11 protein-coding genes and 3 tRNA genes are annotated in these 12,880 nt (G+C 63.3%); 13 read left to right on the top strand and 1 reads right to left on the bottom strand.

What is annotated here, in order from left to right; translation table 11 throughout:
* Window positions 1-109 precede the first annotated feature (109 nt).
* The 3 genes from FA04_RS04990 to FA04_RS05000 all read left to right on the top strand — a co-directional run bounded on the left by FA04_RS04990 (window position 110) and on the right by FA04_RS05000 (window position 5,331).
* A complete protein-coding gene (locus FA04_RS04990) occupies window positions 110-1,390 on the top strand; it encodes a metallophosphoesterase family protein (RefSeq protein WP_034803605.1) in 1,281 nt (426 codons plus the stop codon).
* Entirely contained in the window at window positions 1,390-4,845 is a 3,456-nt protein-coding gene (locus tag FA04_RS04995) for an ATP-binding protein (protein WP_034803602.1), read from the top strand. Before FA04_RS04990 ends, FA04_RS04995 begins: the two co-directional genes overlap by 1 nt.
* Before the next feature lie 87 nt (window positions 4,846-4,932).
* On the top strand, window positions 4,933-5,331 hold the full coding sequence (locus tag FA04_RS05000) for a (R)-mandelonitrile lyase (protein WP_034803594.1): 399 nt from the start codon (window positions 4,933-4,935) through the stop codon (window positions 5,329-5,331).
* Window positions 5,332-5,556: 225 nt separating this feature from the next.
* On the opposite strand, the gene FA04_RS05005 is transcribed toward FA04_RS05000, so the two are convergent.
* A tRNA-Val gene (locus tag FA04_RS05005) sits at window positions 5,557-5,632 on the bottom strand.
* A gap of 458 nt (window positions 5,633-6,090) precedes the next feature.
* Between FA04_RS05005 and FA04_RS05010 the strand changes: the two genes are divergently transcribed.
* From FA04_RS05010 to FA04_RS05055, 10 genes are all read left to right on the top strand, one after another.
* Window positions 6,091-6,167: transfer RNA gene (locus FA04_RS05010), tRNA-Asp, on the top strand.
* Between the two features lie 76 nt (window positions 6,168-6,243).
* A tRNA-Asp gene (locus FA04_RS05015) sits at window positions 6,244-6,320 on the top strand.
* A 299-nt stretch (window positions 6,321-6,619) separates the two neighbouring features.
* Window positions 6,620-6,985, top strand: coding sequence for an NADH-quinone oxidoreductase subunit A (locus FA04_RS05020; RefSeq protein ID WP_034803593.1), 366 nt, complete (start codon window positions 6,620-6,622; stop codon window positions 6,983-6,985).
* A complete protein-coding gene (locus FA04_RS05025) occupies window positions 6,976-7,554 on the top strand; it encodes a NuoB/complex I 20 kDa subunit family protein (protein ID WP_034803591.1) in 579 nt (192 codons plus the stop codon). The genes FA04_RS05020 and FA04_RS05025 overlap by 10 nt, the downstream gene beginning before the upstream one ends.
* A gap of 18 nt (window positions 7,555-7,572) precedes the next feature.
* Entirely contained in the window at window positions 7,573-8,178 is a 606-nt protein-coding gene (locus tag FA04_RS05030) for an NADH-quinone oxidoreductase subunit C (protein WP_034803588.1), read from the top strand.
* Window positions 8,179-8,235: 57 nt separating this feature from the next.
* Window positions 8,236-9,426, top strand: coding sequence for an NADH-quinone oxidoreductase subunit D (locus FA04_RS05035; protein ID WP_034803585.1), 1,191 nt, complete (start codon window positions 8,236-8,238; stop codon window positions 9,424-9,426).
* Window positions 9,426-9,683, top strand: coding sequence for a hypothetical protein (locus tag FA04_RS05040; RefSeq protein WP_034803583.1), 258 nt, complete (start codon window positions 9,426-9,428; stop codon window positions 9,681-9,683). The genes FA04_RS05035 and FA04_RS05040 overlap by 1 nt, the downstream gene beginning before the upstream one ends.
* A gap of 16 nt (window positions 9,684-9,699) precedes the next feature.
* The gene (locus FA04_RS05045) at window positions 9,700-10,830 is read left to right on the top strand and encodes an NADH-quinone oxidoreductase subunit E (protein ID WP_034803582.1); all 1,131 of its coding nucleotides are present in this window, start codon (window positions 9,700-9,702) and stop codon (window positions 10,828-10,830) included.
* Window positions 10,831-10,841: 11 nt separating this feature from the next.
* The gene (nuoF, locus tag FA04_RS05050) at window positions 10,842-12,146 is read left to right on the top strand and encodes an NADH-quinone oxidoreductase subunit NuoF (RefSeq protein ID WP_034803581.1); all 1,305 of its coding nucleotides are present in this window, start codon (window positions 10,842-10,844) and stop codon (window positions 12,144-12,146) included.
* Window positions 12,147-12,153: 7 nt separating this feature from the next.
* On the top strand, window positions 12,154-12,804 hold the full coding sequence (locus tag FA04_RS05055; RefSeq protein ID WP_034803576.1) for an NADH:ubiquinone oxidoreductase: 651 nt from the start codon (window positions 12,154-12,156) through the stop codon (window positions 12,802-12,804).
* Window positions 12,805-12,880: the final 76 nt, after the last annotated feature.

Consider the following 12,880-nt stretch of genomic DNA (forward strand, 5'->3'; position numbering starts at 1 on the left):
CCTTTACTTCAGCAGGCTGAAATATGCTTGCCGGGAGCCTGCGCATTTCGCAAGTGGATGACGTGTGACGGCTGATTGACGGGCGGTGGCGGGACGGCCATGGTCGGCCATGCCCTTCCGTTTCGTCCATACCGCAGACCTGCATCTCGATTCGCCTCTCCGCAGCCTCGCCCTTAGAAATGCCGACCTCGCAGAGATCGTGCGCGGGGCGTCGCGGCAGGCTCTGGTCAAGATCGTCGATCTCTGCATCGCCGAAGAGGCCGATGCCCTGCTGATTGCCGGCGATCTCTATGACGGCAGCCAGACGTCGATGAACACGGCCCTGTTTCTCGGACGGGAACTGCGCCGGCTGGATGAACACGGCATCCGCGTCTTCATCATCCGCGGCAACCACGACGCCCAGTCGCAGGTCACCAATGAACTGACCCTGCCGCCATCCGCCCACGTCTTCAAGGGCAGGGCAAAGGCGGTGGTCGCCAAGACGCTGGCAAGCGGTCGCGACGTCTATGTGCACGGCGTAAGCTTCGCCAGCCCGCATGCGCCCGAAAGCCTGCTTCCGGCCTTCCAGCCGCCGGTGCCCGGCGCGGTGAACATCGGCATGCTGCACACGAGCCTCGCAGGTGCCGCGGGTCACGATCTCTATGCCCCCTGCAGCGTCGCCGATCTCGTTGCCCATGGCTTCGATTACTGGGCACTTGGCCACATCCACCAGCGGCAGGTCCATGCGGCGGAGCCCTTCATCGTCATGCCGGGTATGCCGCAGGGTCGCGACATCAACGAAGTCGGCGTGAAGAGCGTGTCGTTCGTCACGGTCGACGACGACGGCCATGTCAGTCTTGCCGAGCGGGCGATCGGCATCGCCAGCTTCGAACGCCTTCGTGTCGATCTGACGGGCATCTCGGAATGGCGCGACATGCTCGATGCCGTCAGGCAGGCGCTTTCGCACACCTGTGGTGAAGCAGCGGCAGAGAACGTCATCCTGCGTCTGACGCTCGCCGGCGCGACGCCCTTGGCCTGGCGCCTTCGCCGTGACGCGGACCTGTTGCGGGCGGAGATCGACAACATCGCCGCCGGCATCGCCGGCTGCTGGATCGAGAAGGTCGAACTCACCTGCGGCAACGCCCGGACCGAAAAACCGGGCGCCATGCTCGATCCCGTCGAAGAGCTGGCGGCGCTCGTCGAAGCGGACGTCTTGCCGGCGCACGGGTTTCGCCAGGACGTGCTGGCGGCCGTGGAAGACGTCCTGCAACAGCTTCCGCCCGAGCTTCGCCAATCGCTGGCACCGGACGAAGAGGCGGTCGCGCGGCTGGCGTTTGAAGCCGGTCTGTCGGGAACCGCCGAGGTGCTCGCCCATCTTCATGGCGGCGGCGCCGGCGAGGGTGGCCACTGATGCGGATCAGCGCGCTCGATCTCGTCCGCTACGGCAAGTTTACCGATCGTCGCCTTGACTTCGGCGATGGCGTGCCCGGCACTCCCGACCTCCACATCGTCTACGGCCCCAACGAGGCTGGAAAGTCGACTCTGTTTTCCGGTTTTCTCGACCTGCTCTTCGGCATCGAGCATTCGAGCCCCTACGGCTTCCTGCACCCTTACCAGACGATGCGCGTGGGCGGCACGATCGAAGCGGCCGGCCGCAGCGATCGCGTCTTCCGGATCAAGCGAAAGACGAACTCGCTGGTCGGCCTCGACGACCAGCCCTTGCCCGACAACCTGTTTTCCGGAGCGCTCGGCGCGATCGATCGCGACACCTACCAAATGATGTTCTCGCTGGACGACGAGAGCATCGAGAAGGGCGGCGAGGCGATCCTGAAAAGCGAAGGCGAACTCGGGTCGCTGCTGTTTTCGGCAAGCTCGGGCCTTCCGGACAGCACGGCGATCCTTGCAGCCCTGCGCGGGCAGGCCGACGGCTTCTACCGGCCACAGGCGCGCAAGCATCAGCTTGCGGAACTGAAAGGCGAGCTTGAGGCCCTGAGGGTCGAACGCAATGCGCTCGATATCAATGCACGCGAATATGCGGCGCTGCGCAAAACGCTGACGCAGGCGCGTGAACGCCACGATGAAGCGATCACGCGTCGAGCCGAGTTGCGGCTGGCGCGGGCCCGCCTGAAAGCCGAGGTCGAAGCGTTGCCCCATTTCGGCAGGCTGCGCGCCCTCCGCGCGGAACTGGCGGGCGCTCCGCCGCTGCCGGTACCGCCAGCGGAGTGGGCGAGTGAACTGCCGGCGCTTCGGCGCCAGGAGGCGGAGACCGAGATCAGGCTACGACAGATCGACAGCGAGATGCAGCATCGCCGCGATGCGCTCGAGGAAATGCCGCTCGACAAGGAAGGTCTCTGCCTGATCGAGCGCCTGACCGCGCTTCAGGAAACCGCGCTTGATGCACGTTATGTCACCGCGGCGCGCGACATGCCGTCTCGATTGGAGGATCTGGCGCGGACCGGGGCAGAAATTCTTGGCTGCCTGTTGCGGCTCGGCGAACCGGCCGACCGCGATCCCGCGTCGCTTTTACTTGCGGCCGGGACCGGCGCGCAGCTTCAGGATTTGGCGCGCCGGCACTCGGCCCTCGTCGAGCGTGTCGCTTCGGCTCGCCTGGAGCTGCAGAGCGCCGTCGAATCAGATCGGGACGCTGAAGGCGATTTGCTACGGCTCGAAGAGCAGGGGGCAGCGGACGTCTCCGGACTTGCCGAAAAGCTGTCGCTGTTGCGACGCAGTGACTGCGTCCTGCGCAAGCAGGCGGCGCAACAGGCCATCGACCGGTTGGATGCGGAACTCGCCGACAAGCTTGTGCAGCTGAGGCCCTTTGCCGGAACGGCCGATGACCTGCTCGCGCTCGACGCCCCGTCGCCGGCAACGCTGGAGACCTGGCGCAGGGCAGCTGCCAGTCAGGAGGAGCGGCATTTGCGAGTTGTCGACCGCATCGCCGCCGAGCAGGAGTTGCTGGCGGGGGACGAGGCGCGGCTGGCCGGGCTGTCCGCCGTTGGCGGCACGATGGACGATTTCTCGGCCTCAGCACTGCGTCAGCGCCGCAATGAAGCGTGGCGCCAGCACAAGGCGGAGCTTGCTCTGGAAACGGCCACTGCCTTCGAGCAGGCGATGAGCGAAGACGATGAGGTTTCCGCGCGACGCCTTGCGGACACGGCGCAGCTTGCCGACATGCGCGGCTTGTCGCTGTCGATCGCCGAGCGGCGTGCCCGCATCGCGACGCTGCGTCAGCAGGAGAAGCAATCTCTGGCCGACGCGGCGACGCAAGCGCAGGTTTTGGCAACAGCCGTCTTGGCCTGCGGCTTACCTAGCGTGATGCGTCTGACGCAGCTGGAGGCTTGGCTGACCACACGGCTTGCGGCGCTGGACCTGCGCGCGCATTTGCGCGCGGCGCGCCAGGATTTCGATCGCGCCCATTCCGAGGAGGCCGAAGCGATTGCCGGCTTGCGCGAGGAGCTTGCGGCCATAGATATCGACGGACGCCTGCCGGAGCGGCTCGACAACCTTCTCCTTGCCGCCGAGCAGGCGGTGTCGCAGGCGCGTGCGCTGGACGGCGCCCGCAACGCAGCCCGTGAGGCGGCAAAGCGGGCGCGAACGCTTCTGGAAAGCCGGCAGTCGGCGCTCGATCTGGCTGAAGACGCGATGGACGCGTGGCAAGAACAATGGTCGGAACTTCTTGCCAAAAGCTGGTTGGCCGCGCGGAGCGAACCGCTGACGCCAGAGCAGACCGGTCCGATGCTGACGATCCTGCAGGAGCTCGATAAGCTGACGCAGCGCAAGGCCGACCTCGAATATCGCATCGCCGGCATGCGCAAGGACCAGGTTGAATTCGACCGTGCCATTGCCAAGCTTGCCCGCGGGACGGCCGCTGATGACACACTGACGACCTACATGACGTTGAAGACGCGCGCCGCCGAGGCGCAGCGGCTTTCGGATCGCCGCGCAACCTTCCTCGCCGAAATCGCCCGCCTGGAGGAAGAGCGGCGTGTCGCCTGTGCGGAGCGGGAACTCCATGTGGCGCGCAGGCGGCAGGTGCTTGAATTCTTCGACTGCGAAACGCTCGATGAGGCCGCGCAGCTATTCGAGGCCGGTCGGGAACAGCAGCGCCTGCGTGAACGCATCGCCGAATCGGAGGCGGATCTTGCCTCCCGCCTTGATGTCGCCGAGAGCACGCAGGCGGAGGCTTTGCTCGCGGAACTCGATGACACGGCGGTGCGGCTGGAGCTGGCACGGATGGATGCCGCACTCGAACAAAGCGACCGCGACGTCAGTGAACTGCATACGGAGATGCGGGAAAGAGAAAAGGCGCTCGCGGCTGTCGAAGGCGGCGACACGGTCGCAGAACTCGAACAGAAGCGGCGGACGTTGCTGCTCGACATCGAAAACAAGGCGCTTGCCTATCTGCGGCTTCGCGCCGGCGTAATCGCCGCCGAGACCGCGCTCCGGCTTTTCCGCGAGCGGCATCGCAGCGCAATGATGCGGCGCGCGTCGGAGACCTTCAGCCGGATCAGCGGCGGAGAATATTCCGGCCTGTCGGCGCAGTCCGACCGGGGACAGGAGTTCCTGATCGCCAATGCGGCGGCCGGTGGGTCGAAGCTTGCCAAGGATCTCTCCAAGGGCACGCGCTTTCAGCTCTATCTGGCGCTCAGAATCGCCGGCTATCACGAAATCGCAGCCGCGCGCGAATCGCTGCCCTTCATCGCCGACGACATCATGGAGACCTTCGACGACGGACGCGCCGGCCGCGCCTTCGAGCAGATGGCCGAAATGGCCCGCGTCGGCCAGGTGATCTATCTGACGCACCACGAGCATCTTTGCGAGATCGCCCGTGAGGCCTGTCCGACTGTGACAATCCACAGGTTATGATAGGCTCGCGGGCGAGGTCGGGCCTGTTGGCCGTAGCGCACTTTCGCTGACGACGAGCGCCACACACGAAAATGGGAGGAACGAGATATGGACATCATACCCGGTGGATCGAGACCTTCGATGCGCGCCCCGGCGGAATACTTCACCGGCACGGTACGCCAGGACCCGGTGATCGAGGCCGCAGACCCGGCGCGCGTCCGCGCTGTCAGCGTCACCTTCGAGCCCGGCGCTCGGACGGCCTGGCATACGCACCCGCTCGGCCAGACCCTGGTTGTCACCGCCGGCCGTGGTCTCGTGCAAAGCTGGGGTGGCCCTGTGCAAGAGATTCGTATGGGCGATGTCGTCTGGTTCCCGCCGGGCGAAAAGCACTGGCACGGTGCAGCACCCGATACGGCCATGGTGCATCTTGCGATTCAGGAAGCGCTCGACGGCAAGGCTGTGGATTGGCTGGAGCATGTCAGCGACGAGCAGTATCGCGGCGGGTAGCGCCGGTGGGCCTATCGATACGTTGGGATTTGGCGGGTTTGCTGCTCCGGCGAGGCTGACGGTGGCGGGTATCGCGATCGAGGCCGTCGAATCCCTGATTCCCGACCGTTGACGGCTGAGCTCTAAAGCCAAAGCAATTCGAAGCGGCAGGCCTATCGCAAACGGCACGCGATAACGCGAACAGCAATTTGAGCAGATTTGGTGATGATTTTCTGTGGGAGAAAATGGTGGGCGATGAGAGACTCGAACTCCCGACATCCTCGGTGTAAACGAGGCGCTCTACCAACTGAGCTAATCGCCCTTCCGCGTTTGGACCGGATCAGTCCGCCGCGTCGGTGGCCGTGATCTAGGCGTAACCGAAAAAAACCGCAAGAGCATTTGTATCGTTTTTATGATTTTTTTTGTTGGCGGTTGCGCGACACCCTGAAACTGCGGGCTTCGTGCTTGTGGACAAAATGCGCGGACGGTGCCTCGGTAACGGCGAACGGGGGAGGGAGGGGAGGCAATCCGGAATCAGCCTCCGTGTACGCGCATCGACGAGTGCGTGTTGGGATAGGTGACGACGGGCCGGTGGCGGCAGGCGCCATTGGTCCATTCCGATTTCGATCCTTTTATCGCCCTGTGGATCAATTTTCACTCCGTCACGGATTTGTCTTCAAACACGCTTGACACCCCAATCCGAACCGCTTAGTTAGCCGCTCATCGAACGGCGCTGCTGCTCGATGCGGGGCGGAAACGCCTCAACCAAGTCAAGATGATGCGGGTGTAGCTCAGTCGGTTAGAGTGCCGGCCTGTCACGCCGGAGGTCGCGGGTTCGAGCCCCGTCACTCGCGCCACTCTTGATCTGGATTTGCCTAGGCGTTCTCAACGAGGGCCGATGGTGATACTAATGATCGTTCGCGGTCATCATGCGCGGGTGTAGCTCAGTCGGTTAGAGTGCCGGCCTGTCACGCCGGAGGTCGCGGGTTCGAGCCCCGTCACTCGCGCCATTTCTTCTCTCCGTCCTTCCTGTGAATTGCGCCGGCCCTAGGGCCGGATTGTGCGCTGCGGCAATCTGTCTCGTCTCGCTTTGTTTTACCGTAAAGTTCGCGTCGGCCCGCGAATCCGCGCTTTGTCGGTATCACCCGTCCGATCCTGTGTTGCGAAGCGGTTTAAATGGCCCCTCAAGGCTTGCGCGACGGCGCGGGCTGCGCTAACCACTCCGGCGTTGCAACATATTTTTCGGCCTGCGAGATTTGTTGTTCTGGCGCTCTCCCATGCGCCCTCCCGCAGGCAGGGACGGATAACAATGACTGAACTTCTCGGTTCCTACGTTCCGATCGCGATTTTCATTGGAATCGCATTGGTGATCGGTGTGGCGCTTCTGATTGCTCCCTTCGCCGTCGCCTTCAAGGCTCCTGATTCGGAAAAGCTGTCGGCCTACGAGTGCGGCTTCAATGCGTTCGACGACGCCCGCATGAAGTTCGACATCCGCTTCTATCTCGTGTCGATCCTCTTCATCATCTTCGACCTCGAAGTTGCCTTCCTCTTTCCTTGGGCGGTTTCGTTCCACGAGCTGGGCTGGTTCGGCTTCTGGTCAATGATGGTCTTCCTCGGAGTGCTGACGATCGGCTTTATCTATGAATGGAAGAAGGGAGCGCTGGAATGGAACTGACCTCCGGCACCACGCTCGTTGCGCCCAAGCCGAAAGGGATCATCGATCCCTCCACCGGCAAGCCGATTGGCAGCAATGATGCATTCTTCGGCGAGATCAACAATGAGCTCGCCGACAAGGGTTTTCTAGTCACCTCGACCGACGAGCTCATCAATTGGGCCCGTACCGGTTCGTTGATGTGGATGACCTTCGGTCTCGCCTGCTGCGCGGTCGAAATGATGCAGATGTCGATGCCGCGCTACGACGCCGAACGCTTCGGTTTTGCGCCGCGCGCCTCGCCGCGCCAGTCCGACGTCATGATCGTCGCCGGCACGCTGACCAACAAGATGGCGCCTGCGCTCCGCAAGGTCTATGACCAGATGCCGGAGCCGCGTTACGTCATCTCGATGGGTTCGTGCGCCAATGGCGGCGGCTACTACCACTATTCCTATTCGGTTGTTCGCGGTTGCGACCGCGTCGTTCCCGTCGACATCTACGTGCCAGGCTGTCCTCCCACGGCAGAAGCGCTGCTTTACGGCGTGCTCCTGCTGCAGAAGAAGATCCGCCGGACCGGCACGATCGAGCGCTAAGGGCAGGGGGTCTTTGATATGAGTGAAGCCCTGAATGAGCTTGCGTCCTACTTGCGCGAAACGCGCGGTGCGCTGATCTCCGACGCATCGCTGGCCTATGGCGAGCTGACGCTGACGACGACGTCGGCGAACCTGATCGCGCTGCTTACGTTCCTTCGTGACGATGTGCAGTGCGCCTTCGTCAATTTCGTCGATGTCTGCGGCGTCGACTGGCCACAGCGGCCGGACCGTTTCGACGTTGTCTATCATCTCTTGTCGCCGCGCCAGAACCTGCGCGTGCGCGTCAAGGTCGCAACCGGCGAGAACGAGCCGGTTCCGTCGGCAACGCCGGTCTATCCCGGTGCCGACTGGTTCGAGCGCGAAGCCTACGATATGTACGGCATCCTGTTTACCGGCCATCCTGACCTGCGTCGCATCCTGACGGACTACGGTTTCGAAGGACATCCGCTGCGCAAGGACTTCCCGGTCACCGGTTTTGTCGAGGTGCGTTACGACGACGAAGCAAAGCGCGTCGTCTACGAACCCGTCGAACTGAAGCAGGAATTCCGCAACTTCGACTTCCTCTCTCCCTGGGAAGGCACGGACTACGTGCTGCCCGGCGACGAGAAGGCGAAAGCACGGTGAGACTAAGTGGTCCGCGGTAGCCGGTGAACGGCTGTCGTCCGACCTGGAGCAATCGGTATGACCGAACATAACGTCCGCAACTTCAACATCAACTTTGGTCCGCAGCATCCGGCGGCGCACGGCGTTCTTCGTCTGGTGCTCGAGCTTGATGGCGAAATCGTCGAGCGCGTCGATCCGCATATCGGCCTGCTGCATCGCGGTACCGAAAAGCTGATCGAGACCAAGACCTACCTGCAGGCCGTGCCCTATTTCGACCGCCTCGACTACGTGGCGCCGATGAACCAGGAGCATGCCTACGCGCTGGCGATCGAGAAGCTGACGGCGACCAAAGTTCCGATCCGCGGCCAGCTCATCCGCGTCCTCTATTCGGAAATCGGCCGCATCCTCTCGCATCTTCTGAACGTCACGACGCAGGCCATGGACGTCGGCGCGCTGACGCCGCCGCTCTGGGGCTTTGAAGAGCGCGAAAAGCTGATGGTGTTCTACGAGCGTGCCTGCGGCGCGCGCATGCACTCGGCCTACTTCCGTCCGGGCGGCGTCCATCAGGACCTGCCGCACGAACTCGTCGAAGACATCGGCAAGTGGATCGATCCGTTCCTGAAGACCGTCGACGACATCGACGAACTCTTGACCGGCAACCGCATCTTCAAGCAGCGCAACGTCGACATCGGCGTCGTCAAGCTTGACGATGCCTGGGCCTGGGGCTTCTCGGGCGTGATGGTGCGTGGCTCGGGCGCTGCCTGGGACCTGCGTCGTTCGCAGCCCTATGAGTGCTATTCGGATCTCGAGTTCGATATCCCGATCGGCAAGAACGGCGACTGCTTCGACCGTTATCTGATCCGTATGATCGAAATGCGCCAGTCGGCCCGCATCATGCGCCAGTGCGTCGATCGCCTGCTCGGCGATGCCAAGGTCGGCCCGGTTTCGTCGCTCGACGGCAAGATCGTTCCGCCGAAGCGCGGCGAGATGAAGCGTTCGATGGAAGCGCTCATCCACCACTTCAAGCTCTATACCGAAGGCTACCACGTGCCGGCCGGCGAAGTTTACGCCGCCGTCGAAGCGCCGAAGGGCGAATTCGGCGTCTATCTCGTCTCCGACGGCACCAACAAGCCCTATCGCTGCAAGATCCGTGCCCCAGGTTATGCGCATCTGCAGGCGATGGATTTCCTCTGTCGGGGACACCAGCTTGCCGACGTTTCGGCCGTGCTGGGCTCCCTCGATATCGTGTTCGGTGAGGTGGACCGCTGATGCGTCTCGCGCCCCTGGCCACGCTCGCTCTTCTCGCGCTTGCATCGACCGTTTCTGCGCAGGAGCAGGTCGAAAGCGGCGCGACGTCGGGCGGCATGCGCGGGGGCTCGATGGCCGATCTCGTTGCCAAGGGCTACGAGATCAAGGCCGCGGTCGCCAATGGCACGCGCTACATCGTATTTTTGCAGAAAGACCAGTCAGCCTATGCCTGCGAATTCGTCTCGGTGACGAAATCGCGGTGCGGTTCGATTAACTGATAAGGTGTCCACTAGAATGTCCGTTCGTCGACTAGCCGAAGACACCGTCCAGCCAGCGAGCTTTGCCTTCAGCAAGGAGAACGCCGCCTGGGCGAAGGAAACGATCAATAAGTACCCCAAGGGTCGAGAGCAGTCTGCCGTCATCCCGTTGTTGATGCGCGCTCAGGACCAGGACGGCTGGGTCACGAAGGCCGCCATCGAGTCGATCGCGGACATGCTCGGCATGCCGTACATCCGCGCGCTCGAAGTTGCGACCTTCTACACCCAGTTCCAGTTGAAGCCGGTCGGCACGCGCGCCCACATTCAGGTTTGCGGTACGACGCCCTGCATGCTGCGTGGCGCCGAAGACCTGATCAAGGTCTGCAAGAGCAAGATTGCCCATGATCCCTTCACCCTGAACGAGAGTGGCACGCTTTCTTGGGAAGAAGTCGAATGTCAGGGCGCCTGCGTCAACGCGCCGATGGTTATGATCTTCAAGGACACCTTCGAAGACCTGACGCCCGAGCAACTCGAGCAGATCATCGACCGTTTCGAAGCAGGCAAGGGTGCTGAAATCACCCCCGGTCCGCAGATCGATCGCATCTATTCGGCTCCGGAAGGCGGCCCGACGACCCTCATGCTTGCGGATGCGGCTCCGGCCAAGGCTGCGTCCAGCGCCGCCAAGAAGGTGAGCGATGCTCCGGCCGTCTCCGTACCGCCGTCGAATGCCGGCCGCGCCAAGACCGCGTCGGCCGTGACCGACGCATCGCTGAAGACCCCGGCGACGGCAAAGGCGGAAGCCGCTGCCAACGCCAAGGTGGAAGGCGACACTGTCGACAAGTCGAAGCCGGCCAAGGCTGCTGCCGTCTCCGGCAAGCCGTCGCTGGAGGACAAGAACCGTCCGGCCGGCATCGAGAAGCCGGCAGCGACCGACGATCTCAAGATGATCTCGGGCGTCGGTCCGAAGATCGAGGGTACGCTCAACGAACTGGGCATCTACACCTACGCGCAAGTTGCTTCGTGGAAGAAGGCGGAGCGCGAGTGGGTCGACGGATACCTGAATTTCAAGGGCCGCATCGAACGCGACGACTGGGTCAAGCAGGCCAAGGCGCTCGCCAATGGCGGCGAAGCCGAATACATCAAGGTCTTCGGCAAGAAGCCGCGGTAAAGAGGTGAATTATGCTCAGAGATGAAGACCGCATCTTTACCAATATCTACGGCCTCAAGGACAAGTCCCTGAAGGGCGCCATGGCGCGCGGCCACTGGGACGGCACCAAGCAGCTGCTCGAAAAGGGCCGTGACTGGATCGTCAACGAAGTGAAGGCTTCCGGCCTTCGCGGTCGTGGCGGCGCCGGCTTCCCGACGGGCCTCAAGTGGTCCTTCATGCCGAAGGAAAGCGACGGCCGTCCGCATTACCTCGTCGTCAATGCCGACGAGTCCGAGCCCGGCACCTGCAAGGACCGTGACATCATGCGTCACGATCCGCATACGCTGATCGAAGGCTGCGTCGTCGCCAGCTTCGCCATGGGTGCCCATGTCGCCTACATCTACGTCCGCGGCGAATTCGTCCGCGAGCGCGAGGCGCTGCAGGCGGCGATCGACGAGTGCTACGCCTATGGCCTGCTCGGCAAGAACAACAAGCTCGGCTACGACATCGACATCTACGTGCACCATGGTGCCGGCGCCTACATCTGTGGCGAAGAGACGGCGCTGCTCGAAAGCCTTGAAGGCAAGAAAGGCCAGCCGCGCCTGAAGCCGCCGTTCCCGGCCAACATGGGCCTCTACGGCTGCCCGACGACCGTCAACAACGTCGAGTCGATCGCGGTCACCCCGACCATCCTGCGCCGCGGCGCCGGCTGGTACACGAGCTTCGGCCGGCCGAACAACCACGGCACCAAGCTCTATTCGGTCTCCGGTCACGTCAACCGCCCGTGCACGGTCGAAGACGCGATGTCGATCCCGTTCCATGAGCTGATCGAAAAGCACTGTGGCGGCATCCGCGGCGGCTGGGACAACCTGCTTGCCGTCATTCCCGGCGGTTCGTCCGTTCCTTGCGTGCCCGGCGCGCAGATGAAGGACGCGATCATGGATTTCGACGGTCTGCGCGAGGTCGGTTCCAGTCTTGGAACCGCCGCCGTCATCGTGATGGACAGGTCGACCGACATCATCAAGGCGATCTGGCGTCTCTCGGCCTTCTACAAGCACGAGAGCTGCGGTCAGTGCACGCCGTGCCGCGAAGGCACCGGCTGGATGATGCGCGTCATGGAACGCATGGTTCAGGGCCGCGCCCAGAAGCGCGAAATCGACATGCTGTTCGACGTCACCAAGCAGGTGGAAGGCCACACGATCTGCGCGCTCGGCGACGCAGCTGCCTGGCCGATCCAGGGTCTGATCAAGCATTTCCGTCCGGAAATGGAAAAGCGCATCGACGAATATACGCGCAATGCGTCGTCGCATGGCGCGGTTCTGGAAGCGGCGGAGTAACCCGACGATGGCCGGCGCACGCGAAGAGGGACAGATGAAGGGACAGGCCGAAGCAGGCATTCCGTTCGCACGTCCGCTTGGCGGCGATCCGGCCGACCCGTTCGGCATGGGCGAATGGATGAAGGGCCTTTCACAGGTGCCGCTGCATCCGCTGATGGTTCACCCGGCAGCCGCAGTTGCAGCAGCGACCGCGATCGGCTTCGGTCTCACGACCCAGATTGCGGGCGCCATGATCGGCGCGATGCAAGGGGCCGTCGAGGCGGCGCAGAAGCGGGCAGAGCCCGCATCGTCTGACACGACGACTGCCGTTGTCGCAAAGACGGTGCAGGCCGACGCAAAGCCGGAACCGGTCGCCAAGCCGTCCGCGCCTGCCAAGCGCGCAGCCGCAAAGCCGGTGGTCGAGAAGGTTGCCGCTCAAAAGGTGGTCAAGGTTCGCGCGACGCGCGCCAAGGCGAAAGCCACCGACGACCTGAAGCGGATCTCCGGCATCGGCCCGAAGCTCGAGCAGGTGCTGAACGCGAAGGGCATCAGCGGCTTTGCCGACATCGCCGGTTGGAGCGAGGCGGATGTCGCCCGCTTCGACGACGAACTCGGTTTCGGCGGGCGGATCAAGCGGGACGATTGGGTTGGACAGGCCAAGGCGCTGAAAGGCGCTTGAGACAACAGGGCGGGGACCGGGGACGGCCATCGCCCGCAAGCAGCAAGGCTGTGTTGGAATTGTGCGTCGCCGATGG

Origin of the sequence: Ensifer adhaerens (assembly GCF_000697965.2) — a bacterium.
In the GTDB taxonomy this organism is placed as follows: Bacteria; Pseudomonadota; Alphaproteobacteria; order Rhizobiales; family Rhizobiaceae; genus Ensifer; species Ensifer adhaerens.